The organism is Microbacterium sp. PRF11, from assembly GCF_031844085.1.
In the GTDB taxonomy this organism is placed as follows: domain Bacteria; phylum Actinomycetota; class Actinomycetes; order Actinomycetales; family Microbacteriaceae; genus Microbacterium.
Map to the genome: position 1 here is coordinate 13,876 of NZ_JAUZUP010000002.1, position 22,864 is coordinate 36,739.

The 22,864-nt window shown below is 71.8% G+C and carries 24 protein-coding genes; 14 read left to right on the top strand and 10 right to left on the bottom strand.

The features are described 5' to 3' along the window. Window positions 1-114 precede the first annotated feature (114 nt). A complete protein-coding gene (locus tag Q9R20_RS05665) occupies window positions 115-771 on the top strand; it encodes a hypothetical protein (RefSeq protein ID WP_311248423.1) in 657 nt (218 codons plus the stop codon). Between the two features lie 8 nt (window positions 772-779). Here the strand turns inward: Q9R20_RS05665 and Q9R20_RS05670 are convergent, their stop codons facing one another. After that, complete coding sequence (locus tag Q9R20_RS05670) at window positions 780-1,088, bottom strand: LPXTG cell wall anchor domain-containing protein (RefSeq protein WP_311248424.1); 309 nt, start codon at window positions 1,086-1,088, stop codon at window positions 780-782. A 129-nt stretch (window positions 1,089-1,217) separates the two neighbouring features. Here Q9R20_RS05670 and Q9R20_RS05675 point away from each other — a divergent pair, with 129 nt between their 5' ends. Genes Q9R20_RS05675 through Q9R20_RS05685 form a run of 3 tightly spaced genes read left to right on the top strand, consistent with a single transcriptional unit; the run spans window position 1,218 to window position 3,705 of the window. Further along, window positions 1,218-1,940 (top strand): ABC transporter ATP-binding protein, encoded by a 723-nt coding sequence (locus Q9R20_RS05675; RefSeq protein WP_311248425.1) that lies wholly within the window; start codon window positions 1,218-1,220, stop codon window positions 1,938-1,940. Next, window positions 1,937-3,271 (top strand): FtsX-like permease family protein, encoded by a 1,335-nt coding sequence (locus Q9R20_RS05680; protein ID WP_311248426.1) that lies wholly within the window; start codon window positions 1,937-1,939, stop codon window positions 3,269-3,271. The genes Q9R20_RS05675 and Q9R20_RS05680 overlap by 4 nt, the downstream gene beginning before the upstream one ends. Window positions 3,272-3,297: 26 nt before the next feature. Beyond that, window positions 3,298-3,705, top strand: a complete 408-nt coding sequence (locus Q9R20_RS05685) for an NUDIX domain-containing protein (protein ID WP_311248427.1) — start codon at window positions 3,298-3,300, stop codon at window positions 3,703-3,705. A 153-nt stretch (window positions 3,706-3,858) separates the two neighbouring features. On the opposite strand, the gene Q9R20_RS05690 is transcribed toward Q9R20_RS05685, so the two are convergent. The 5 genes from Q9R20_RS05690 to Q9R20_RS05710 form a co-directional block, all read right to left on the bottom strand. Next, a complete protein-coding gene (locus Q9R20_RS05690) occupies window positions 3,859-5,346 on the bottom strand; it encodes an SDR family NAD(P)-dependent oxidoreductase (RefSeq protein ID WP_311248428.1) in 1,488 nt (495 codons plus the stop codon). A 97-nt stretch (window positions 5,347-5,443) separates the two neighbouring features. Further along, the gene (locus tag Q9R20_RS05695; RefSeq protein WP_311248429.1) at window positions 5,444-5,626 is read right to left on the bottom strand and encodes a hypothetical protein; all 183 of its coding nucleotides are present in this window, start codon (window positions 5,624-5,626) and stop codon (window positions 5,444-5,446) included. Window positions 5,627-5,635: 9 nt separating this feature from the next. Beyond that, window positions 5,636-6,799 (bottom strand): acyltransferase, encoded by a 1,164-nt coding sequence (locus Q9R20_RS05700; RefSeq protein WP_311248430.1) that lies wholly within the window; start codon window positions 6,797-6,799, stop codon window positions 5,636-5,638. Between the two features lie 163 nt (window positions 6,800-6,962). After that, entirely contained in the window at window positions 6,963-7,691 is a 729-nt protein-coding gene (locus Q9R20_RS05705) for a L,D-transpeptidase family protein (RefSeq protein ID WP_311248431.1), read from the bottom strand. A gap of 98 nt (window positions 7,692-7,789) precedes the next feature. Next, a complete protein-coding gene (locus tag Q9R20_RS05710; protein ID WP_311248432.1) occupies window positions 7,790-8,599 on the bottom strand; it encodes a hypothetical protein in 810 nt (269 codons plus the stop codon). 246 nt (window positions 8,600-8,845) lie between these two features. Here Q9R20_RS05710 and Q9R20_RS05715 point away from each other — a divergent pair, with 246 nt between their 5' ends. Next, window positions 8,846-9,223, top strand: coding sequence for a hypothetical protein (locus tag Q9R20_RS05715; protein WP_311248433.1), 378 nt, complete (start codon window positions 8,846-8,848; stop codon window positions 9,221-9,223). Between the two features lie 139 nt (window positions 9,224-9,362). On the opposite strand, the gene Q9R20_RS05720 is transcribed toward Q9R20_RS05715, so the two are convergent. Both Q9R20_RS05720 and Q9R20_RS05725 read right to left on the bottom strand, forming a co-directional pair. Continuing rightward, window positions 9,363-10,025 (bottom strand): HEAT repeat domain-containing protein, encoded by a 663-nt coding sequence (locus Q9R20_RS05720; protein WP_311248434.1) that lies wholly within the window; start codon window positions 10,023-10,025, stop codon window positions 9,363-9,365. Between the two features lie 70 nt (window positions 10,026-10,095). Next, on the bottom strand, window positions 10,096-11,286 hold the full coding sequence (locus Q9R20_RS05725) for an ROK family transcriptional regulator (RefSeq protein ID WP_311248435.1): 1,191 nt from the start codon (window positions 11,284-11,286) through the stop codon (window positions 10,096-10,098). Between the two features lie 148 nt (window positions 11,287-11,434). Between Q9R20_RS05725 and Q9R20_RS05730 the strand changes: the two genes are divergently transcribed. The 8 genes from Q9R20_RS05730 to nagA all read left to right on the top strand — a co-directional run bounded on the left by Q9R20_RS05730 (window position 11,435) and on the right by nagA (window position 19,511). Next, complete coding sequence (locus tag Q9R20_RS05730; protein ID WP_311248436.1) at window positions 11,435-12,205, top strand: amino acid ABC transporter ATP-binding protein; 771 nt, start codon at window positions 11,435-11,437, stop codon at window positions 12,203-12,205. A 61-nt stretch (window positions 12,206-12,266) separates the two neighbouring features. Further along, on the top strand, window positions 12,267-13,220 hold the full coding sequence (locus Q9R20_RS05735; protein WP_295836196.1) for a glutamate ABC transporter substrate-binding protein: 954 nt from the start codon (window positions 12,267-12,269) through the stop codon (window positions 13,218-13,220). An 80-nt stretch (window positions 13,221-13,300) separates the two neighbouring features. After that, window positions 13,301-13,945, top strand: a complete 645-nt coding sequence (locus tag Q9R20_RS05740) for an amino acid ABC transporter permease (RefSeq protein WP_115916550.1) — start codon at window positions 13,301-13,303, stop codon at window positions 13,943-13,945. Beyond that, window positions 13,942-14,808 carry an amino acid ABC transporter permease gene (locus tag Q9R20_RS05745; protein ID WP_311248437.1) on the top strand — a complete coding sequence of 289 codons (867 nt, stop codon included), beginning with the start codon at window positions 13,942-13,944 and terminating at the stop codon, window positions 14,806-14,808. The genes Q9R20_RS05740 and Q9R20_RS05745 overlap by 4 nt, the downstream gene beginning before the upstream one ends. Before the next feature lie 35 nt (window positions 14,809-14,843). Continuing rightward, window positions 14,844-15,854, top strand: coding sequence for an asparaginase (locus Q9R20_RS05750; protein WP_311248438.1), 1,011 nt, complete (start codon window positions 14,844-14,846; stop codon window positions 15,852-15,854). Further along, a complete protein-coding gene (locus Q9R20_RS05755; protein ID WP_311248439.1) occupies window positions 15,851-17,620 on the top strand; it encodes a copper homeostasis protein CutC in 1,770 nt (589 codons plus the stop codon). Before Q9R20_RS05750 ends, Q9R20_RS05755 begins: the two co-directional genes overlap by 4 nt. Beyond that, window positions 17,617-18,387, top strand: coding sequence for a glucosamine-6-phosphate deaminase (locus Q9R20_RS05760; RefSeq protein ID WP_311248440.1), 771 nt, complete (start codon window positions 17,617-17,619; stop codon window positions 18,385-18,387). The genes Q9R20_RS05755 and Q9R20_RS05760 overlap by 4 nt, the downstream gene beginning before the upstream one ends. Next, window positions 18,384-19,511 (top strand): N-acetylglucosamine-6-phosphate deacetylase, encoded by a 1,128-nt coding sequence (nagA, locus tag Q9R20_RS05765; protein ID WP_311248441.1) that lies wholly within the window; start codon window positions 18,384-18,386, stop codon window positions 19,509-19,511. Before Q9R20_RS05760 ends, nagA begins: the two co-directional genes overlap by 4 nt. On the opposite strand, the gene Q9R20_RS05770 is transcribed toward nagA, so the two are convergent. After that, complete coding sequence (locus Q9R20_RS05770) at window positions 19,498-20,655, bottom strand: DUF697 domain-containing protein (RefSeq protein WP_311248442.1); 1,158 nt, start codon at window positions 20,653-20,655, stop codon at window positions 19,498-19,500. The genes nagA and Q9R20_RS05770 overlap by 14 nt on opposite strands. A gap of 297 nt (window positions 20,656-20,952) precedes the next feature. Beyond that, window positions 20,953-21,594, bottom strand: a complete 642-nt coding sequence (gene pdxH, locus Q9R20_RS05775; protein WP_311248443.1) for a pyridoxamine 5'-phosphate oxidase — start codon at window positions 21,592-21,594, stop codon at window positions 20,953-20,955. Window positions 21,595-21,738: 144 nt separating this feature from the next. On the opposite strand from pdxH, the gene Q9R20_RS05780 reads away from it, so the two are divergent. Further along, on the top strand, window positions 21,739-22,815 hold the full coding sequence (locus Q9R20_RS05780) for an alkene reductase (protein ID WP_311248444.1): 1,077 nt from the start codon (window positions 21,739-21,741) through the stop codon (window positions 22,813-22,815). The last annotated feature ends 49 nt before the right edge of the window (window positions 22,816-22,864 follow it).

Here is a 22,864-nt window from a genome sequence, read left to right on the forward strand (position 1 = left end):
CGGGATGAGATGGTGCGCCCCGGTCGTGAACGGTTGCCCGCGGTGGGGCGAACGGAAACGAAACGTGCGGGCGTCGTTCTCCTGCGGGTCACCTGCACCGTCCAGGGTGAGGGGGTGAAACGACGGGTCCTTGCCGCGGTGGCGGCGACAGCGGTGGTGACGCTCCTGGCCGGATGCGCGAGCGCCGAGGGCTGGTCGACGATGCGTCCCGCTCCGGAGGCGGTCGGGACCCCGGCGCCGGGCTTCTCCCCCGACACCGCGCCCGCCCCCGAGTCGACGCTCGCGCCCGCCCCCGGTTCGTGGAACAGCGTGAGCGCCCCCGCCGGCTACCGGGTGGTGCTGCTCACCGTGGGGGACGACGCCCCCACCGCGACGCTCGTCGCCGCGGTGCAGGACTGGGCCGAGGAGACGCACGCCGATCTGCGTGTCGTGCACGCCGATGACGACATGATCGACGGCGCCGTCCGCGCGATGGAGCTGAACCCCGACCTCATCATCAGTGCGGGTGACGCCCTCGTTGACCCGCTCGCGACGGTGACGGCGAACCATCTCGACCGCCAGTTCCTCATCGTGGGCGCCGAACTCGCAGAGCCGACCGAGAACGTCACCGCGGCCGATTGGACCGGCGCCGCCTACCGCGGCGAGGACCTGGGAACCGCAGCCGCCTACGACCCCGCGACCTTCACGCCCGAGCGCGCGGGAGCCGCGGTACGGGCGGGGGTGGCGGCGGTGCTCACGGGGCTGCGCGGCGTCGTGCTCTGGATCGACTGAGCGCGGCCTCAGGCGCGACGACGACGTCGCACGCCGCGAACCGCCGCGCCGGTGGCCACGGCCGCGACGGCCAGGGCGGCACCCCACAGCGCGACCTCGACCCCCGTGGCGGGGAGCGTTCCGGAGCGGGGGGTCGTGGCATCCGGGACCGCGCTCGTCGCGGGCGTCGGCGTGGATGTGGTCGGAGCACCCGTGCGGGCGGGCACCTGCACCTGGATGATCATCGAGTCGTCGGCGGGCGCGGAGCCGTCGGCGGTCAGGGGCAACCACAGGGCGGAGGTCACGAGCACCACAGCCGCCGCCTTGAAGGGGATCACGACGTCGAGTGTGTCCGTCGCAGGTGAGCGCGGGGCGACCGGGGAGTGAACGGCAGATCGATCTCGAGGACGACACGGATCCTCCCCGCGGCGGACGACCCCGAGCTGCCCTCTCGGTGGGATGGAGGCATGACTCCCTCACCTGTGCTCACCGCCACCGGCCTCGTCAAGCAGTACGGCGCGCTGCGCGCCCTCGACGGCGTCTCGTTGACCATCCGCGCCGGCGAATCGGTCGCCGTCATGGGCGCGTCCGGCTCGGGCAAGACGACGCTGCTGCAGTGCCTCGCCGCGGTCATCGCCCCCGACGGCGGGTCGATCGTGCTCACCGTGCCGGGCGTGGCTCCGCGCGAGCTCGTCGGGCTGAGCGAGGGCGACCGCGCCCGGATCCGGCGCGACAGCCTCGGCTTCGTGTTCCAGGAGCACCTGCTGCTGCCGGAGCTGACCGCGGTCGAGAACGCCGCGCTCCCGCTGCTGTTGAAGGGGGTGCGACGACAGGATGCCGAGCGCCACGCCGCCGCGTGGATGGCGACGCTGGGACTCGCCGGCCTCGAGACCCGGCGCATCGGCCAGCTCTCCGGCGGACAGGCGCAGCGCGTCGCGATCGCCCGCGCGCAGGTGACCGGTGCCCCCGTGGTCTTCGCGGACGAGCCCACCGGCGCCCTGGACTCCGCGACGTCGGCGGAGGTGCTCGACGCCCTACTGTTCGCCACGACGGGTCAGGGCCGCACGCTCGTCATGGTCACGCACGACGCCGACGTCGCCGCGCGCTGCTCGCGCATCGTGCGGGTGAGCGACGGGCGCATCGTCGCGGACTCGGCCGCGGCATCCCTCTCTTCCGGGGGTGCGCGATGAGCACCGTCCTCCCCCTCGCCCGCCAGCTGTCGCGTCCCGGACGCCAGGGCCGCGCCGCGGTCGTCCTGCCCGTCGTGGCCTTCGCCGTGACCACCGCCCTGTTGCTGGTGGTGGCCGGCGGCGCGCGCATGTTCCTCGTCGACCCGCGCACGGGCTCGGATGCCGGGTTCTACGGCATCCTGACCGCGTTCGGCGTGCTGATGCTCGCGGTGCCGCTGATCACCCTCGGCGCCGCGGCGGCCCGGCTCACCAGTCGCCGCCGCAACGACCGTCTCGCGACGCTCCGCCTGCTGGGCGCGAGCACGCGGGAGCTGTGGGCGCTCACCGTGCTCGAGGCGACCGTCGTCGCCGCGGTCGGCGCGGTCGCGGGCGTCGTGCTCTACGCGCTGCTGCTCCCGCTCGTCGGTCTGCTGCCGTTCTTCGGCGGTCCGGTGGGTGTCGCCGCGGTCGCCGTCGATCCCCTGACCGGGTTCGCCGCGGTCGTCGCCATGATCGTCGTGGGCGCGGGGAGCGCCGCCGTGAGCCTGCGCCGCGTGAGCGTGACGCCGCTGGGCGTGCGCACCCGCAGCGACGCACCGCCGATGCGACGGCGCGCGCTGGCCATCGGCGGGGTGCTCATCGCGGGCGTCGTGCTGCTGGTGGCGAACTTCAGCATCCTCGGTCAGGTGCTCGGTTTCGCCGCGACCATCGTGCTGCTGCTCCTGCTGTTCGCGGGGGCCCTGGGGCTGCTCAACCTCGTGGGCGCGCCGATCATCGCCGCGCGCGGCCGGAGGATGGCCCGGCGTGCGCGGACCGCAGCGGCGCTCGTGGCGGGCCGCGAGCTCGCCGCGCACGCCGGTCCCGCCTGGCGTCGCGTGTCGGGGATGGCGATCGTGTCGTTCATCGCGATCGTCGCCGGGTGCGGCATGTCGCTCGCCGACGCTGCGAGCACAGCCGGCCCCGGGACGGTCATGAGCGACATCCGCGTCGGCGCGCTCGTCATCCTCGGGATCGGCTTCATCCTGCTCGCGTGCACCGTGGGCGTCACGCAGGCGGCATCCGTTCTCGAGGACCGCGAACTCATCGTCGGCCTCGACCGCCTCGGCACGCCCGAGCACGAACTCGCCCGGGCCCGCCGGCTGACCGTCATGGTGCCCCTGCGCTGGGCCGCGCTGGGTGGCGCGACGCTCGGCGGGGTGATGACGCTGCCGATCGTGGGGATCAGTCTGCTCGTCGCCCCGCTGTCGGTGCTGACGATCGCCATGACCTTCGCGGCCGGCTTCGCCCTGGTCGCCGCGGCGGTGGCGTCGACGCGACCGGTGGTGGCGGGGATCCTGCGCGAGACCGCGTGACGCTTCGGTCCTGCTAGCGTGCGGGGGTGATCCCGGATGCCACCACCCCCCGCCGCATCCACGTCTCGGCCGCGGTGATCACCGACGCCGACGGGCGCCTGCTGCTCGTCCGCAAGGCCGGGACGACGGCGTTCATGCAGCCCGGCGGCAAACCCGAACCCGGCGAGACCCCCGCCGAGACGCTCGCGCGCGAGCTCGCCGAGGAAGTCGGCCTGCACGTCGACCCCGACGCCCTCGAGCCCCTCGGCGCGTTCCGAGCGAGCGCGGCGAACGAGCCCGGCTTCGAGGTGGTCGCCGACGTGTTCCGTGTCGACATCGGCGACCAGCGTCCGGTCCCGGATGCCGAGATCGCCGAGCTCCGCTGGGTCACCGCCGCGACGGCATCCGGGATCGAGGTCGCCCCGCTCGCGCGGGAGTACTTCCTGCCTGCGTGACGCCGCGCGCTCCGCGCCTCCGGCGCCGCGCGCTGTCGGCTCGAGCGTCCAGAACACCCGGACGGATCTCGGAACCGTCCGGGTGTTGTGGACACTCAACGCCCGAGGCTCACCGCCTCGGCCAGATCGTTGCCGCGGACGGGCACCGCGCTCTTACCAGCTGCCCTTGGCGTAGTCCTTGAGGAAGATGCCGAACAGGTCTTCGCCGGCCTCGCCGCGCACGATCGGGTCGTAGACGCGCGCGGCGCCGTCGACGAGGTCGAGCGGGGCGTGGAAGCCCTCCTCGGCCAGGCGCACCTTGGTGAAGTGAGGGCGTTCGTCGGTGATCCAGCCGGTGTCGACGGCGGTCATCAGGATGCCGTCGGCCTCGAACATCTCGCGAGCGCTCGTGCGCGTGAGCATGTTGAGCGCGGCCTTCGCCATGTTGGTGTGCGGGTGGCCGGGGCCCTTGTAGCCGCGGCCGAACACGCCCTCCATCGCCGACACGTTGACGATGTACTTCCGGCGCGCGCTCGACGCGGCCATCGCGGGACGCAGCCGGCTCACGAGCAGGAACGGTGCGGTCATGTTCGCGAGCTGCACCTCGAGCATCTCGAGCGGCTCGACCTGGTCGACGTATTGCGTCCAGCTGTTGATGCGGTCCTCGTCGGGGATGAGGCCGCCGGCGTCGATCGCGGTTCCCGTCATCAGACGCTCGAGCGAAGAGGAGCCCGCGGCCATCGCCTCGGCGGTCAGCTCGTCGGCGGTGCGCGCGGCCGACGCGAGGATCGGGTGCGCAGATACCGACTGCGCGAGCGCGAGCGGGTGCGCGTCGTTCGTGTGCCCGAACGTCAGCAGCTCGGGCAGCGGTCCATCCGGAAGCGGCGCGAGTTCGGCATCCACCAGGGGTTTGTAGGCTCCCGGCGAGCGCCGAACGGTCTGCGCGGCGTTGTTGATGAGGATGTCGAGCGGACCCTCGGATGCCACGGAATCGGCGAGTCCGATCACCTGAGCGGGGTCGCGCAGGTCGATGCCGACGACCTTGAGGCGGTGGATCCAGTCGGCGCTGTCGGGCAGCGACGAGAAGCGGCGCACGGCATCGCGCGGGAAGCGCGTGGTGATGGTCGTGTGCGCACCGTCGCGCAGCAGGCGCAGGGCGATGTACATGCCGATCTTGGCGCGCCCGCCGGTGAGCAGTGCGCGCTTGCCGGTGAGGTCGGTGCGGGCGTCGCGCTTCTCGTGGCTCATCGACGCGCAGTCGGGGCACAGCTGGTGGTAGAACGCGTCGACGAGCGTGTAGTCCTGCTTGCAGATGTAGCAGGCGCGGGCCTTGATCAGCTCGCCCGCGAACGGCATCGAGGTGCGCGCGGCGAGCGGGATGCCGCGCGTCTCGTCGTCGATGCGGTCGGGGGCGCCGGTGGCGGTGGCGGCGACGACCGCGCGATCGGCCTCGGCGATGCGCTGGCGCTTCTCTTTGCGCGACTGGCGCTTGACGTCCTTGTAGAGCTTGCCGGTCTGACGGCGCAGGGCGATGTAGGCGGGGTCGTCGTGGTCGAGCGAGGAGGCCGCGTCGATGACGCGCAGCGCGATCTCGAGCTCGTAGGGATCGATGGATGCCGATCGCGCGGCATCGCGATCGGGGCTCAGCAGTGTTTCGGGCACGGGGCAGTGTACCGAGGCGCGGCTGAACGCGCGGTGGGCCGGGCGTGTCGCGGGCTGCCGCGGCCCTCACAACAGGGGATGCAACCGGAATCGGCGATCAGCCGCGGACCGGCCTGTCCCCGCCGCTCGCCCTCTCCTGCTTCCCGCCATCCACCCACCGCGTGTGCGCCTTCAGCGCGTGCAGCACGGCGAAGCGCACCACGACGTACAGGGCGGCGCCGAGGACGACGAGGCCGATGCCCCAGGTGAGAAGAAGGATGAGTGCGTGTGCGCCGAACATCCGGCGAGGCTAGCGAGTCGTGACCGGTTCCGCCAGGTCGCGCGCCGGGGCGGGCTGCACGCGCGCCCGCGAACGGTCGTATCGCAGCAGCCACCGCTGAGCCGGCACCTCGACGGTCTTGTGCAGCACCCATGCGATCGCCAGCGAGATGGCGAACGCCGCGAGACCGAGCAGAACCGCCTGCCGCCAGGGCAGTTCGGGATGCCCGTCGGGCCACGACGACGACACCGACGCGATGACCAGCAGGTGCACGAGGTAGAACGCGAACGACACCCGCCCGAGCTCCTGCCACAGCGGCCGGGCGAGGAACGTCGAGCGCCCGCGCGCATCGGCGGCGGCGAGGGCCGCGACCAGCAGCGCGTAGAAGCCGACGTTCGCGGCGAGCCCCGGGTGGATGTCGGTGCCGGGGATCGTCGGCGCCTCCGACGCCGCGTATCCCACGACGGAGAGCGGGACCGCGATGCCCAGGTGCAGCGGCATCCATCTCCCGCTCTTCATCATCAGCGCGAGGGTCATGCCGATCACGAACTCCGGCAGGCGGAGGAGGGGTGTGGATGCCGCGGACAGCGCGCCGGGAGCGAGGGCGGCGATCTGCGGAGCGAAGGCGACGAGCACGAGGGATGCCGCGATCACGATGATGCGGGCACGGTTCGACAGCCGCGCGAGGGGGCGGATGAGGAACGGGAAGCTGAGGTAGAAGAAGGCCTCGCACACGAGCGACCAGCTCGCGGGGTTCCCGGCCTGCCACCAGTCGGGGACCCAGCCGTTGAGGAGGAACACGTTGGCCACGACGGGTGCCGGACCGTCGCTGCGGATCTCGGGGACGAGGGTGGCCGCCGTGATGAGCGCGAGCACCACGCCCACCAGGTGCAGCGGGTAGATGCGCGCGAAGCGGTGCCAGTAGAACGAGCCGGAACTCTGCTGCGGCTTGTACCCCCAGGCCAGGACGAAGCCCGAGAGGATGAAGAACAGGGTGACCCCGGTCTTCCCCGCTTCGAACAGGAAGCCCCAGGCGACGCCGGCGTTGCCGCCGAAGTAGTTCACCGCCATCAGGTGGTGGCCGAAGATGAGCATCGCCGTCGCCCAGCGCAGACCGGTGAGCGACGGGAGATTTCGCACCCTGTCGAGCGGCCCCGGGTGGGCGGCCATCGGCGGCGAGGCGGGTGCGGTCATCGTGCTGATGGTCATCGCCTCCCGCCGTCGAACCGGGCGCGACGGCGTGCTCCCGAGATGCGCCCGGGGGCACGCGGCATCGCGCAGAACGATAGGACGCTACCGCGCGCCGTCGAAGAGAACGCTGAAAAGGCCGGGGCTTGACGCCACGACGACGCGGTCGTCAGCTGATCGTGATGGGGGTGCCGAGGGGCAGCAGGCCGGCGAGTTCGGTGATGTCGTCGTTCGACAGGCGGATGCAGCCGTGGCTGGCCGCCTGTCCGATGCTGTCCTCGTCGTCGGTGCCGTGCAGGCCGATCTGGCCCGGTCCGCCGCCGAAGCTCGACAGCACGTCGGAGAACGCCGAGAGCCCGAAAGCGTAGGGGCCGTACCCCTCGTTCGTGGGCTCGAGCAGTTCGGTGAGGTAGAACGACCCGTGCGGCGTCGGCGTCCCGCCGGTGCCGGTGGCCGCGCTGAAGGTCTTGACCGCGGCGCCGTTCTTGCTGAGCGTGACGGTGTTGTCCTCGGTCGAGACGGCCAGGCTGTACTCGAGGCTGTGCAGGGTGACCGCGTCGGCCTTCACCCAGCCGGTGCTGCCGTTCGGACGCTGGGCGAGCTGCACCTGCAGCCAGTCCCCGTCGGTGGACTCGACGAGGAGTGTCAGCGGCGCGCCCGATTCCCGGGGGTTGGTCAGCGTAGAGGTGACGGTGCCCGAGGGGGCGTCGTAGACCTCGAGCGTGGCATCCGTCGCGGTGGCCGAGGTGCCGACGACCGTGGGAACCGGAGCGGCCGAGGTGGCGACCGCGGTGGGCACGGGCATCGTCGGCGTGGGCGTCGCCGCGTCGGGCGTGGCGGCCGGGGAGCACCCGGTCAGCAGCAGGGCGGCGACGAGCGCGACGGCAGTGGCGGACATGCGAGGGGACACGGGGACTCCGGGGAGGGTTTCGCGGGGGAATGGGAGCGCCGGGCCGGAACGAGAGTTCCGGCCCGGCGTACGGGATGCCGTGAAGGTCAGCCCGTGAAGGTGGCGGCGCGCTTGACCGGCTTGGCGGGAGCGGCGACCGGAGCCGACGGGGTCGCCGCGGCGTCTGCGGTGACGACGAAGCTCACCGGAGCGGCGCTGACGGCGAAGCCGTTCGAGAACGCGCTGAGGAAGTAGGTGCCCTCGTTGGCGTAGTTGGTGCCGACCTCGGGCACGAAGCGGAGGACGACCGTGCCGTTAGCGTCGGCGACCTGGTCGGGACCGGCCTGGTCGCCCGAGCCCTCGTTGCCGATGCCGAACGAGACGGTGGCGCCGGGCTCGAAACCGGTGAAGGTGGCGGTGACGCCGTTCTTCAGGTACGAGGAGAGCGACTGCGACCCGGGGGTGACCGAGGAGGTCGGCTGCGCGACGATGGTGATCTCGATCGACGCGAAGCGGGGGAGCAGCTCGCGCTCGCGCGCGTCGGGAGCGAGAGCGTCGCGGTTGACGACGGCGACCTCGTGGGCGCCCGGCTCAAGCGATTCCGGGAGCACCGCGGACCCCTTGTAGGTGCCGTCCTGGCCGGCCGCGACCGGGCCACCGTCGACCGGGTAGGTGACCAGTTCCTCCTGCAGGTCGATGACGAACGCAAGTTCGGTGCCCGGCTCGAAGCCCGACGCGGTCAGCACGACGGTGCCGCCCGCGGTGGCGGTCGAAGAGCTCGACTCAAGCGAGGGGTCGGCGATGGCCTGGGCGGCGGTGGTCCCGCCGAAGAGCATCGCGGCGGCCAGCAGACCGGTGGAGACGAGGGCCGTGGTGCGCTTCAGCGCCGAAGCGCGGCGCGGGGATTCGGTCGACATGCGGTGTCCCTTTCAGGGAAACAAGGCACCGCCCATTGCGTTTCTCGTGGGCGGTTGCCGATGGGCAGGGCGCACCCAGGAAATGACGCTGGCGAGAAAGCGACGGAGTGAGCTACTGCATTGTTCCATATGAAAGCACCCAGAAAACGCAATCATTTCCCGCGATGTCCGTGAGATCGCTCCCGTGCGTATCGATCGTCTGAACGGGTGCGTATCGTGACGGTTTCACGACCCCGGGGAGAGCTCATGCCCACACCCTTGTCACCCGAGAAGCTCGATCGCAGAGCGCGCATCGTCGGCTTCGTGATGGCGCCCGTCTATGCCCTGATGGGACTCGGTTTCGTGATCCTCGGGCTCGGTTTCTGGCCGATCCTCGTCGGCGGACTCACCCTGATCGTGCTCACGATCCTCCTCGTCATCGCCGGCCTGACCCCGGCTCCGGCGCTGCGGTGGATCGCCGCGGCGGTCGGCGTCCTGGGCGGGGCGACGGCCTCGACGCTCGCATTCACGGGTTTCGGCTCCGACCTCGGACTGGCCGTGACCTACCTGCTCGGCATCCTGCCCATCATCGGCCTCGCCACGTTCGTGGTGATCGCGGTCTCGCGGGCGCGCCGGCGGGGGTGACGCGGGCGCGGGCTGCGGGGCACGTCGTCGCGGAGCGCTGGCTGTGGGGCCGCGTGAGGGAGGAGAAAGTGCGGGCGGAGGACAAAACCCAGCCGAAGATTCCTCCCCCGGCCGAATCCCCTCCGCGCGGGCCACGGCGCTACTCCCCCGCGTCCGGCAGCGCGCGCTGCGCCACCACCCGGCGGGCTTCGACCGCGGCCTCGGCGAACTCGACGTCGGGGTCGTCCATCACGATCAGCGTCGCGCGCGCGTGCGCGCTGACCACGTCGTACGAGGACTCGGCGGCGCGCTGAACGGTCGGCTCGGCCCGGAATCCGATCGCCGCGAACGCCCGACTGAGGCTGCGTTGGGTGTCGTGGTCGCCGCGGCCGAACTGGGTGGCGAGCTCCTCGGCGAGGCTCTCGTGGGCGTCGTCGGGAACGAGACCGGATGCCGTCCGCCAGGCCGCGCGAGCCACCTCGGGGTGTCGGTCGCGCAGCACCGCCCGGGTGATGGCCCCATATGCGGCGGGGTCGCCGATCTTCGACAGCGTATGGAGCGACTGGCTGCGCGCCTGCGGGATGTCGGACGTCACCTCGGGCAGCAGCCGCGGCACCACGCGCGCGGGGTCGTGGCGGGTAAGGGCCCAGGTGAGCATGTCGCGCACGAAGAAGTCGGACTCGACGGCGCATCGTGCGACGAGCTCGTCGATGTAGCTGTCGTCGGGACGGGTTCCCGCGGCGAGCGCGGCCTGCAGGCGTGCCGAGGCGTCGGAGTGCTCGAGCGCACTGCGGAGCCGCTCGGCGGGCGTGGTGTCGGTCATGGTGCTTCCAGCGTTCCACGGCGCGGCGCGGGGTGGGCCGTGCGCCGGGCCGTCCCTCGTATCCCCCGGGCTACGGGCGGGCCGGCACCCGCAGCGGCGAGCGGGCCGCCTCGGTCCCGAAAACCGCATCGAGGAACAGGCGCGCCGCACCCAGGATGCCGCCCGTGCGGGGGTGGCGCGGCACGGCGACCTCGAGGTTCTCGGTCGCCATGGGGAGGCAGTCGGCCCACAGCTTCGACTTGATCGCGGCGATGAAGACGTCGGAGGCGCTCAGCGAGCCGCCGACGACGAGCCGGTCGGGGGTGAAGAAGTTCACGATCGTGGCGAGGACGCCGCCGGTCATGCTGCCCGCCTCGCGGAGAAGACCTGTGGCGAGGGCGTCTCCGTTGCGGGCCAGATCGATCACCGTCTCGACGTCGGAGACATCACGTCCGGCCTCCTGGGCCGCACGGGTGAGAGCCGACCCGCTCGCCACCGCGTCGAGGCAGCCGACGCGCCCGCACGAGCAGGGTACGGGGCTCGCTCCGGGCACGGTGACGTGGCTGATGTCACCGGCGGCACCGCTCCGACCCGTATAGAGCTGCCCCCCGGCGACGACGCCCGACCCGATGCCCGCCCCGGCCTTGATGAACACCTGATTGCGGGCGTCAGGGTCGCCCCCGACGAGTTCGCCGACGGCCATGCAGTTGGCGTCGTTGCTCGCGAGGGCCGGCACTCCGAGGATGTCGGAGAGAACAAGGGCGACGTCGACGTCGTGCCACCCGGGCATGCGCGAAGGCGCGACGAGACGGCCGGTCTCCGCCGACACCGGCCCCGGCAGCGCGATCGCTGCACCCGTCACCGTGGGGGCGCCATTCGCCTCGGCCAGCGCGTCGAGTTCTCTCGCGACGCGGCGGAGCACGGCATCCGGGCCCTCCGCCAGATCCAGCACGAGGTGCTGGTGGGCGAGGGAGGTGCCGGCGTAGTCGACCAGACCGATCGTGCTGCGCTCGACGCCGAGGTCGATGCCGGCCACCGTCCCGAGATCGCCGCGGATGGCGAGACGCCGGGGCCTCCGGCCCCCTCGAGAGTCGTCGGTTCCGTCTTCGACGATGACCCCCGCCGCGATCAGCGGGTCGACGCGGGCGGTCACGGTCGAGGGTGACAGGCCCGTATGCGCGGCGAGTTCGGCGCGCGATCGCGCGGCGCCCGTGCGCAACGGCGTCAGCACCGCAAGAGTCTGCGGGCTGAAGGACGGCAGGGCGACGGGAGGGGTCTGCACGGTTCCATCTTACTCCAAAGTTGGAGTATCTGACTCGAATTATCTCTGTAACATGGCCTCGTTAGTTTGATTTCACCAAGGACGCGGAAATCACCTCCGCGTCGGCTGTATCGATATCGCGGCGAGTCCGCGGGAAGGATCCACACCCGTGTCGACGCCCGCCTCCCCCTCCGCCCCGATCTCCGCGCCCCTCGTCGCGGTCCGCGGGGTGCAGAAGCACTTCGGCGACCATCACGTGCTCAAGGACATCGACCTCGACGTCGCCCGCGGCGAAGTGGTGGTGATCGTCGGCCCCTCGGGGTCGGGCAAGTCGACGCTGTGCCGTTGCCTGAACCGCCTCGAGACCATCACCTCGGGCACCATCACGATCGACGGTGTCCCGCTCCCCAGCGAGGGCCGCGGTCTCGCCGACCTGCGCGCCGAGGTGGGCATGGTCTTTCAGTCATTCAACCTCTTCGCGCACCGCACGGTGCTCGACAACGTCGCTCTCGCCCCCCGCATCGTGTCGAAGGCGCCGCTGAAGAAGGCGCGCGAAGAAGGTCTCGCCCTGCTCGACCGCGTGGGCATCGCCGACAAGGCCGATCGTTTCCCCGGCGAGCTCAGCGGCGGTCAGCAGCAGCGTGCGGCGATCGCCCGCGCCCTCGCGATGAAGCCGAAGCTGATGCTCTTCGACGAGCCGACCTCGGCACTCGATCCCGAGATGGTCAGCGAGGTGCTCGATGTGATCACCTCGCTCGCCGAGGAGGGCATGACCATGGTCGTCGTCACGCACGAGATGGGCTTCGCCCGTCGCGCCGCCGACCGCGTGATCTTCATGGACGACGGCCGCATCGTCGAAGACACCACCCCCGAGCGCTTCTTCACCCACGCCGAGAGCGACCGCGCGCGGGCGTTCCTGTCGAAGATCCTCGCCCACTGACATCCTCCCCGCCCCCGACGCGGCTCGTTCCGCACGCACCAGCAAACGAAAGGCAGTACCCGTGATCTCCTCTCGCTCGATCCTTCGCCGAGGCCTCGTCCTCTTGGCGTCCGCGGCCACGGTCGCGTCTCTCGCCGCGTGCTCGTCCGGCACCGCGGCCGTCCCCGGGTCCGACCCCAGCGCCGCGGCCCAAACCGGCAGCCTCGAAGAGGTCTACGCGAACGCGCCCGTCGCCGACGCCGCAGCCCTCATCCCCGACTCGACGATGGCCAGGATCAAGGAGCGCGGCAAGCTGATCGTCGCCGAGGCCCTCGACGCCCCGCTGCTGTCGCAGCAGGACCCGACCAACCCCGAGGACGTCCAGGGCTTCGACGCAGACCTCGCCAAGATGCTGGCCATCTACATCCTGGGCGAGCCCAACGTCGAGATCGTCCCGCCGGCATCCGAGACCCGTGAGGCCCTCCTCGCCAACGGCACCGTCGACGTCGTCTTCAACACGTACACGATCACCGAGAAGCGCGCCGAGCAGGTCGACTTCGCCGGTCCGTACCTCGAGTCGGGTCTGGCCGTCGCCGTTCGCAGTGACAACACCGACATCAACGGCATCGACGACCTCGGCGGCAAGACTGTCATCGTCGGCGCCAACACCCCCGCCGTCACCGCCGTGCCCGAGGAGCAGCCCACCGCGGAGATCGTGAGCTTCGCGACCGACCCGCAGGCCCTCCAGGCGCTGCAGCAGGGTCGCGGCGACGCGTACGTGCAGGACTTCACCCTGCTCGCGAGCCACGCCATCGATGACAAGAGCATCAAGGTCGTCGGGCAGCCCTTCACCAGCGAGGCCTACGGCATCGGTCTGAAGAAGGACGACTCGCAGTTCAAGTCGTTCATCAACGACTGGCTGAAGCAGATCCAGGACGACGGCTCGTGGGCCAAGATCTGGGACGCCACCCTGGGCTCGGCGGTCGAGTCGAGCGCTCCGACTCCCCCCGCGATCGGCAGCGTCCCCGGCTCCTGATCCCCCCGACCGACCGGCGCCCGTTCCGCACATGACGGGCGCCGGTCTCCCTCTTCCCCTCCCGCTCTCCTGAGGACCCCATGGACTTCTTCGCCTCGAGCGCCGGGCCGATCGCGCAAGCGCTCGGAACGACGATCCTGCTCGCCGTGTCGGCCGGCATCGGGTCGATCGTGCTGGGCACGCTCGTCACCGCCGCGCGCATCAGCCCCGTGCCGGTGCTGCGCTGGGCCGCGTTCGCCTACGTGCAGTTCTTTGTCAACGTGCCCCTCCTGGTGCTCCTCGTGCTGGCGGTGTTCGCCTTACCGGACGCCGGATTCCTGCTGCCCCTGACTCCGACGGCGATCATCGTGCTCACGCTCTACGAAGCCGCGTACGTCGCCGAGGCCGTGCGCAGCGGCGTGAACACCGTGAGCCGGGGCGAGATCGAGGCCAGCCGTGCGCTGGGCTTCTCGCTCGGGCAGACGCTGCGCGTGCTGGTCATCCCCCAGTCTCTGCGGGCGGCGATCCAGCCCATCGGCAACGTCATGATCGCCCTCACCATGAACACCGCCCTGGCCGCCGCGGTGGGCGTCGTCGAGCTGACCAGCGCGGCCAACAAGCTCAACCTCGTCGAGGCTCAGCCCATCCTGATCTTCACCGCGGCGGGGCTCGTCTACATGGTGCTCGCGCTGGCGATCGGCCTCACCGCCGGCCGCCTCGAGAAGAAGTTGAGGATCCGCCGATGACCTCCCCCCTTTCGCTCTACGACGAGCCCGGTCCCCGCACCCGTCGCCGCATCCTCATCTGGTCGATCGTCAGCGCCGTCGTCATCCTCGGCCTGATCGCGCTCGCGCTCGCGCAGTTCGCGTCGAAAGGCCAGCTCGACAGCGACCGCTGGCTGCCGTTCCTCGACATCGCGATCTGGGAGTACCTCGGCGTCGGCCTGCTCGGGACGCTGCAGGCCGCCGCCCTGACCGCCGTCTTCGGGTTCGTGCTCGGCCTTCTGCTCGCGCTCGGCCGCCTCAGCCGGGTCCGCTGGGTCAGCTGGATCTGCACCGCCTACATCGAGATCGCTCGCACGGTCCCCGTCCTGCTGCTGATCTATCTCATGCTGTTCGGTCTCCCCCAGCTCGGGCTGAACTTCCCGGTGCTGTGGAAACTCGTCATTCCGCTGACGATCGCCAACGCCGCGGCCTTCGCCGAGATCATCCGCGCGGGCGTCCTCGCCCTTCCCCGAGGGCAGACCGAGGCGGGCCTCAGCCTCGGTATGACGCGCTGGCAGGTCGACCGCAAGGTGGTGCTGCCGCAGGCCCTGCGCTTCGTCGCGCCCTCGCTCGTCGTGCAGCTGGTGAGCCTGCTCAAGGACACATCGCTCGGCTACATCGTGGCGTTCACCGAGCTGCTGTACCGCGGACAGGTGCTGTCGAGCTTCAACGGCCTGCTCATCCAGACCTTCGTCGTCGTGACCGTCATCTTCCTCGCGCTCAACGGCGGCCTCTCGGGTCTCGCCGCCCGCCTGCAGAAGCGCCCGGGCCGGCGCAGTCTCGCGACCCCCGCCGAAGTCGCCCCCGCCGGCCTCACCACTGCGAACGCCCCCGTCGACCGCTGACCCGCCTCTCCGCCCCGGCCTCGAAAGAACCACCCATGACGTCCCTTCCCCCCGTCCCCTCCCCGCTGGCCGACCTCGCCGTCGTCATCCGCTCGGGTGTCGTCGAGAGCCGTCACCTCGGTTCGATCGCCGCCCTGGCCGCCGACGGGTCGGTGGCCTGGCAGACCGGCAGCGGCGAGCAGATCCTGCCCCGCTCCACGGTCAAGCCCGTGCAGGCGCTCGCCTGCCTGCTCGCCGGCGTCGACATCGACGGTGCCGATCTCGCCATCGCCGCCGGCAGCCACACCGGCGAAGACGTGCACGTCGACGTGGTCCGCGACCTGCTGACCCGTGCCGGCCTCGACGAGGACGCCCTCGCCTGCCCGGTCGACTGGCCCGAAGACGAACCCACGCGCGAACGCCTCATCCGCGACGGCGAGCGTCGCTCCCGCGTGCGGATGAATTGCTCGGGCAAGCACGCCGCGATGCTGCTCGCGTGCGCAGTCAACGGGTGGGACACCGCGACCTACCTCGACCCGGCACACCCCCTGCAGCAACTCGTGCGGTCGACGCTCGAGCGCCTCTCGGGCGAGACGGTCGCGTACGAGGCGGTCGACGGCTGCGGGGCTCCCCTCTTCAGTGTCTCTCCCCTCGGCATCGCCCGCATCTTCCGCGCCCTCGTGACGGCCGCGCCCGGGACGCCGGAGCGGAAGGTGGCGGATGCCATGCGGTCGTACCCCCGTTTCGTGGGCGGTGACCACCACGCCAACACCGACGCCATGCTGCGCGTGCCGGGGCTGCTGTCCAAGGGCGGCGCGGAGGGCGTGATCGGCATGGCCACGGCCGACGGCGCCGCGGTGTCGATGAAGATCCTGGACGGGAATCCGCGCGCGACGACGCTCGTCGCTCTCACCGTCCTCGAGGCGCTCGGCGCCGACATCTCGACCGCGGGCGACCTCGTCGACCTGCCGATTCTCGGCGGCGGCGTCCCGGTCGGTTCGATCCAGGTCGGCGGAGACGTCCGCGCCTGGCTCGGCGCCACGCCCGCTGCGGACGCCGCACCGTGACGAGCGCTGCCGGCCCGGCATCCCTCGCCGAGAAGTCCTCCTCGGGCGCCCGTGCGCTCGTGGAGATCTGCGTCGACGACCTCGCGGGGGTGCTCGCCGCCGAGCGCGCGGGCGCCGACCGCGTCGAGCTGTGCGCCGACCTCCTCGAGGGCGGCATCACACCCAGCCTCGGGATGATCGAGTCGGTCCTGCAAGCGGCCCAGCGCGTGGGTGTGCAGGTCATCGTCCGCTCGCGCGGCGGTGACTTCGTGTACTCCGACGACGAGTTGCGCGTGATGCAGGCCGACGTCCGCGCGATCGCCGCCCTGGCGCGCACCAGCCGCGTGCCGGTCGGTATCGTCTTCGGCGCGCTCACCGTCGACGGACACGTCGACGAACGGGCCCTCGACGCGATCCGCGCGGCGGCGGGCGACGTGCCGATCACCTTCCACAAGGCCTTCGACGACACCGCCGACCTCTTCGAGGCGTACGAGACCCTCGCCGACCACGGCGTCGCTCGCGTGCTCACCTCGGGCGGCCGAGCCACGGCCCGCGAGGGAGTCGAGGTGCTCGCGGCGCTGCGCGCACGTTCGGAGGGGAGGGGGATGCCGACGATCCTCGTCGGCGGTTCGGTGCGGGCCCACAACGTGGCGGCGCTCCTGGACAGCACGGGCGCCCACGAGGTGCACCTGCGCGCGCAGGTCGCCTCAGGCCGGGGCCACCTCGTCACCGACGAGTCCGTCATCCGCGACACGATCCTCGCCGCGGCCGAGAGCGACCGCGCATCGCACCCCGCGGTGATCGCCGTCGACATCGGCGGCACCTCGGCCAAGGGCGCGCTCGTCGACAGCGACGGGCACGTCCTGCAGAGCTCGCGCGTCGCGACCGGCGGGTCGGGAGCCGAGACGGTCACGCGCATCGCCGAGCTCCTCGCCGACCTCATCGCGGGAGCCGAGACGCTGGGCCGCTCGGTCGTGGGTGCGGGCGTCGTGAGCCCCGGCCTGATCGACAGCGCCACCGGCACCGTCCGCTACGCCTCGACGCTCGGGTGGACCGACGTCCCCCTCGCCCGGCTCCTGTCGGATGCCACCGGCCTTCCCGTCGCGGTCGACCACGACGTGCGCGCCGCCGGTGCGGCCGAACTGGCCTACGGTGCCGCCGCCGGGTCGCGCAACGTCGTCTTCGCCGCGATCGGCACCGGGGTCGCGGCATCCCTCACCTCCGACGGCCGCGCGGTCGCGGGAGCCATCTCGGGCGCCGGCGAGCTCGGCCACATCCCGGTGGTACCCGGCGGAGAGCTGTGCGCGTGCGGGCAGCGCGGCTGCCTCGAGGTGTACTTCTCGGGCGCGGGGCTGGCCCGGCGGTACGCGGCGAGCGCGTCCACGGCTGACGACCTGCTCGTGGAGACTCCGGATGCCGCTGCCATCGTCGCCCGCATCGACACCGACCCCGTCGCCGCCCGCGTCTGGTCGGAGGGGCTCGACGCCCTGGCCACGGGGCTCGCGACCCTCACGCTCCTCGTCGACCCCGAGGTGATCGTGCTCGGCGGTGGCGTCGCGCAGGCCGGTGACGTGTTCCTCCAGCCTCTGCGCGAGCGCCTGTCGGCCGCTCTCGCGTGGCGCGAAGCCCCCCGCCTCACGACGGCCGCCCTCGGCACGCACGCCGGTCGCATCGGGGCCGCGATGCTGGCCTTCGAGGCGGCGCAGCGACCCGAGGTGATCCGTACGTGGGCCGCGCCTGGCATCCTGGCTGAGCCGACCACCCCCCGAACGGAGGCCCGCGCGTGACCGAGATCGCGATCGTGCACGACCAGGCGGATGCCGGCCGCATCGCCGCCGACCTCATCGTCGCCGCGCTCGGTCGCCGCAGCGATCCGACGCTGGGGCTGGCGACCGGATCGACGCCCCTGCCGGTGTGGGCGGCCCTCGCGGAGCGCTCTCTCGACCTCTCCACCGTGCGGGGTTTCGCTCTCGACGAGTACGTGGGTCTGCCCGCCGCGCACCCCGAGAGCTACCGCGCCGTGGTCGATCGCGACATCGTCGCGCCCCTCGGACTCGACCCTGCGCTCGTGCGGGTCCCGGGCGATGACGACGGTCCGCTGGCCGAGGCCGGCGAGCGCTACGAGGCCGCGATCGCCGCGGCGGGCGGGATCGACCTGCAGATCCTCGGCATCGGCCGTACCGGGCACATCGGGTTCAACGAGCCGGGGTCCTCGCTCGCGTCGCGCACGCGTCTCAAGGCCCTGACCCCCGCGACCCGCGCCGACAACGCGCGGTTCTTCGACAGCATCGACGACGTGCCCACGCACTGCCTCACCCAGGGCATCGGCACGATCCTCGACGCGGGAGTGCTCGTGCTGCTCGCGTTCGGCGAGTCGAAGGCCCCCGCGGTCGCCGCGGCCGTCGAGGGTCCGCTGACCTCGTCGTGTCCGGCATCCGCGATCCAGCTGCACCGACGGGCCGTGGTCATTATCGACGAGGCCGCCGCCTCGCAGCTCGAGCACCGCGACTATTACCGCTTCGCCTGGGATCACCGCGAGATCGCCTCGGCATGACCGACGACCTGCTGCTCACCGGCGCCCGGGTGGTCGACGCCCGGCGCGACCTGCCCGACGCCTGGGTGCGGGTGAGCGGTGGCCTGATCGCCGAGGTGGGCACGGGGCCTGCTCCGTACGCGACCGATCGGCTCGACCTGGACGGGGCGATCCTCACCCCCGGACTTATCGACCTGCACGTGCACGGGGGCGGCGGGTACGCCTTCGACGACGGAGCGGATGCCATCACCGCCGGCGTCGCCGCGCACCGCCGCCACGGCACGACGGCGACCCTGGTGAGCCTGGTCTCGTCTCCGCTCGACGTTCTGCGTCGGCAGCTCTCCTCCGTCGAGGTCGCACGCCGGTCCGACCCCGGGATTCTGGGCGTCCACCTCGAGGGCCCCTGCCTGTCGCCCGCCCGGCGCGGGGCGCACGATCCCGGCGCGCTCGCTGCGCCCGATGCGCGGTTCCTCGAGCTGGTGCGGGATGCCGAGCCAAGCCTCATTCGTCAGGTCACCCTCGCGCCCGAACTGCCTGGGGCGCTCGACGCGATCGCGGAGCTCGTCGCCCGCGGCATCCGCGTCGCGATCGGCCACACCGAGGCCGACTACGCCCTCACGCGCGAGGCGATCGACCGGGGAGCGACCCTGCTCACGCACGCCCTCAACGCGATGCCGGCGATCGGGCACCGCCTGCCCGGACCCGTGCCCGCCGCCCTCGAGGACGACCGCGTCACCCTCGAGCTGATCCTCGACGGCGTGCACGTGCATCCGTCGGTCGCGCGCCTGCTGCTGACCGCAGCGCCGCAGCGGGTGGCGTTGATCACGGATGCCATGGCCGCCGCCGCCCACACCGATGGCAGGTACCGACTGGGTGAGCTCGATGTGCAGGTCACGGACGGCCGCGCGCTGCTCGACGACGGCGTCACGATCGCGGGGTCCACGCTGACGCTCGATCGCGCCGTGCGCACGGCTGTCGTCGACCTCGGCCTGAGCGCCTCGGATGCCGTTGGGGCGGCGACCGCGGTGCCCGCTGCGGCGTTGGGCGACTCCTCCCGCGGGCGGCTCGAGCCCGGGAGGCGCGCCGACCTGGTCGCGTGGGACGCCGACTGGCGTGTGCAGCGGGTGTGGCTCAGCGCTTCGTGACCCGCCGCTCCACCAGCTTCCGCGCGACGTCCATGAAGCTCGGCGCGTACTTGGCCCACTCCTGGTCGAGCTTGCGCACGTCGATCTTGCCCGTGTGCAGGAGTTCGCAGATCTTCATCCAGCTCTCCCCGGTCGCGGCGGTCAGCGCACCCGCGACCGCGGCGTTGACCACGATCCCGGCACCTGGAATGAGTTTGAGGAAGCTGGTCGCCAGGGCTCGCCCCGCGACCTGCACGCCGAACTGGGCGAGGGCTCCGGCCGAGAGCATCGTCTTGACCTCGAGGTCGTAGATCGCGGCGATGCGCCCCATCATCGTGAGTTGGATCGGCGCAAGAGTGAGAGCATCCGAGACAGGAAGCGGAACGGTCGCCGCTCCCGCGGCCGCCGTGGCCGCCGCCGCGATGATCGGCCGAGCCATCTCGCGCTTCCACGGGAGGTTGAGGCGCTGTGCGATGCGAAAGGCATCCTTGTCGCGCTCGGGGGCGAGGTCGAGGGTCTCCGTGACAAGGTCACCGAGGCCGTGCCCCTTCCCCTTCCCGTGCTTGTCGCGGGTGGAGGTGAGGATGACCTGCCGGTAGGGGATACGCAGCCGCTCGCCGGTCGACGGATCGATCGGGTCGTTCAGCCAGTCGACGAACGCCTGCAGGTCTTTCGCGACGCCCTGGTGCCCGGTGATCGGGTTCTTGATCCAGTCGACCTTCGTCAGCACGAGGATCACGGGCAGCCCCCGCGCGTCGAGCTCGCGGATCATCGCGATGTCGGCCGGGGTCAGCCGGTCGTCGGCCGCCCGGACGCAGTACCAGACGACCGAGATCTGGTGGTCGCCCGGGTGGGCGGCGATCGCGTCGAGATGGTGGCGCAGCTGCTGGTCGGGCGGCACCGGCGAGCCGATCTCGAACCCTTCGACGTCCCAGATGCCGAGCGAGTCGTCGCTGTAGAAGTGCACCCCGCGGGTCACCGGCAGCCCGCGCCCGACCTTCGCCCAGTCCCGCCCGAACACCGCGTTCACGAGCGACGACTTGCCCACGCCCGATGCGCCGACGATCGCGAGGTTGAAGCGGCCGTACCGCGATTTCGCCTCCGACGTCGCGTCGACGAACGCCCTCTGGTCGAGGTCGGGTCTGTCGGCGTTCTTCTTGGCCATGGTGTCGCCTCACAGGGGAACGGTGTCGCGCCGCGGATGCGGATGCCACGAATCTACGGCCCGGAGTCCCACACCGACGTTTCGGCGGTGCCGCTTGCGCGTGCGCGGTTGCGGTGGAAGGAGATTCGGCGAGGGGAGGGCTTCCCCCGCACCGGCGTTCCTGCCGTGCCTTGCGCGGGGCTGTGGGGGGAGGAGATTCGGCGAGGGGAGGACTTCCCCCGCGGCATCGGTCCTCCGCTCCCGGATTCCCCTCCGCTCCGACGCCGACGGGTCACGGCCCGCCGCGACGCCGACCCGTCACGGCTGTCGCCGCATCCCCGCCCACTCGTCACCCTCGCGCGTGAACACGATCCGGTCGTGCAACCGCGACGGACGCCCCTGCCAGAACTCGATCTCGCGTGGCTCGATGCGGTATCCGCCCCAGTGCGGCGGCCGCGGGACGGGTTCGTCGCCGGCGAAGCGGGCGCTCACCTCAGTCATCTGCTCCTCGAGGGCGGTTCGGGATGCCACGGGCTCCGACTGATGGCTCGCCCAGGCCGACAGCTGCGAACCGCGCGGACGCGAGGCGAAGTAGGCGTCGTCACGCTCGGCGGGGAGCGGGGTGGCCGTGCCCAGCACGATGACCTGCCGCTGCAGCGCGTACCAGGGGAACAGCACCGACACCGACGGGTTCTCGGCGAGCGCCCGACCCTTCCGCGACTCGCGGTTGGTGAAGAACCAGAGGGCGCCGTCGTCGTCGATCCCGCGCAGCAGCACGGTGCGTGCGGTCGGCGAGCCGGCGGCATCCACTGTCGAGACCACCATCGCGTTGGGTTCGGGAAGCTCTGCCGCGTCGTCGAGCCACCGCCGGACAAGGGCGATCGGCGAGGCGGACAGAGCGTCGTCGCCGAGCTCGTCGAGCCGGTAGTCGAGGCGGTGGGCGAGGGGGTTCTCGGTCATCGCCGGTCCTTTCGAAGCGTCGCGGGAGGCACCATCGTATGCGCGGGTCAAGCGGTCCTTTCCCGACTTGCGCGCCCTGTGGAATAGGTCGTCGCCTCCTCCCGTTGGGGAGGCGTGGCCCTGTTCCCCCACGAAAGGACACCCGTGAGCCTCTTCTCCCCCACCACCGTCGGCGACCTCGGCGTGCGCAACCGCGTCTCGCTCGCTCCGATGACGCGTCTGCGCTCCGGCGCCGACGGCGTTCCCGGCCCCATCGTGGCGAAGTACTACGCGCAGCGCGCGGGCATCGGCCTGCTCGTCACCGAGGGTGTGTACCCGAGCGACGAGTCGAAGGCGTACCCGGGCCAGCCGGGCATCGTGACCGACGCGCAGGCCGCCGGGTGGGCGAAGGTCGCGGATGCCGTGCACGCCGAGGGCGGCGTGGTGTTCATGCAGCTCATGAACGGCGGACGCGTCACCCACCCCGACATCACCGGCACCGACCGCATCGTCGCCCCCTCGGCGATCGCGATCGACGGCGAGACCCGTCTCGCCGACGGCTCGAAGGTCGCCTACGCCGTGCCGCACGCGCTCGAGACCGCCGAGCTCGCCACCGTGCGCGACGAGTTCGTCGCCGCCGCCCGTCGCGCCGTGGATGCCGGCATCGACGGCGTCGAGCTGCACTCGGCCAACGGCTACCTGCTGCACGAGTTCCTCTCGCCCGCGTCGAACCAGCGCACCGACGGCTACGGCGGATCGCCGGAGGCCCGTGCGCGCTTCGTCATCGAGGTCGCGCAGGCCGTCGTCGCCGAGGTGGGCGCCGGTCGAGTCGGCATCCGGATCTCGCCCGCCCACAACATCCAGGACGTGTGGGAGAAGGACGACGCCGAGACCCGCGCCACCTACGAGGCCCTCGTCGCCGGCCTCGCGCCCCTGGGGCTGGCGTACCTGAGCGTGCTGCACGCCGACCCCGCGGGCGAGCTGATCCAGGATCTGCGCCGCGCCTTCGGCGGCACCTTCATCGTGAACTCGGGTTTCTCGGCGGTCACCACCCGCGACGAGGCCATCTCGGCCGTCGACGACGGCATCGCCGACCTCGTCGCCGTGGGTCGCCCCGCGATCGCCAACCCCGACCTCGTCACCCGCTGGGAGAAGGGCGCCGACGAGAACGAGGTCGACCAGGCCACGGTGTACGGCGGCGGCGAGGGCGGCTACACGGATTACCCGTTCCTGCAGGGCTAATCCGACCCGCTCTCGGGGCCCCGCGCGACTCGTTCGCGCGGGGCCCTTC

Coding starts and splice junctions, on each gene's coding strand:
- Q9R20_RS05770 (WP_311248442.1), bottom strand. CDS start 20,655: ATGGCCAAGAAGAACGCCGACAGACCCGACCTCGACCAGAGGGCGTTC.
- Q9R20_RS05715 (WP_311248433.1), top strand. CDS start 8,846: ATGCCCACACCCTTGTCACCCGAGAAGCTCGATCGCAGAGCGCGCATC.
- Q9R20_RS05675 (WP_311248425.1), top strand. CDS start 1,218: ATGACTCCCTCACCTGTGCTCACCGCCACCGGCCTCGTCAAGCAGTAC.
- Q9R20_RS05695 (WP_311248429.1), bottom strand. CDS start 5,626: ATGTTCGGCGCACACGCACTCATCCTTCTTCTCACCTGGGGCATCGGC.
- Q9R20_RS05710 (WP_311248432.1), bottom strand. CDS start 8,599: ATGTCGACCGAATCCCCGCGCCGCGCTTCGGCGCTGAAGCGCACCACG.
- Q9R20_RS05745 (WP_311248437.1), top strand. CDS start 13,942: ATGACCTCCCCCCTTTCGCTCTACGACGAGCCCGGTCCCCGCACCCGT.
- Q9R20_RS05720 (WP_311248434.1), bottom strand. CDS start 10,025: ATGACCGACACCACGCCCGCCGAGCGGCTCCGCAGTGCGCTCGAGCAC.
- nagA (WP_311248441.1), top strand. CDS start 18,384: ATGACCGACGACCTGCTGCTCACCGGCGCCCGGGTGGTCGACGCCCGG.
- pdxH (WP_311248443.1), bottom strand. CDS start 21,594: ATGACCGAGAACCCCCTCGCCCACCGCCTCGACTACCGGCTCGACGAG.
- Q9R20_RS05700 (WP_311248430.1), bottom strand. CDS start 6,799: ATGACCGCACCCGCCTCGCCGCCGATGGCCGCCCACCCGGGGCCGCTC.
- Q9R20_RS05740 (WP_115916550.1), top strand. CDS start 13,301: ATGGACTTCTTCGCCTCGAGCGCCGGGCCGATCGCGCAAGCGCTCGGA.
- Q9R20_RS05705 (WP_311248431.1), bottom strand. CDS start 7,691: ATGTCCGCCACTGCCGTCGCGCTCGTCGCCGCCCTGCTGCTGACCGGG.
- Q9R20_RS05680 (WP_311248426.1), top strand. CDS start 1,937: ATGAGCACCGTCCTCCCCCTCGCCCGCCAGCTGTCGCGTCCCGGACGC.
- Q9R20_RS05750 (WP_311248438.1), top strand. CDS start 14,844: ATGACGTCCCTTCCCCCCGTCCCCTCCCCGCTGGCCGACCTCGCCGTC.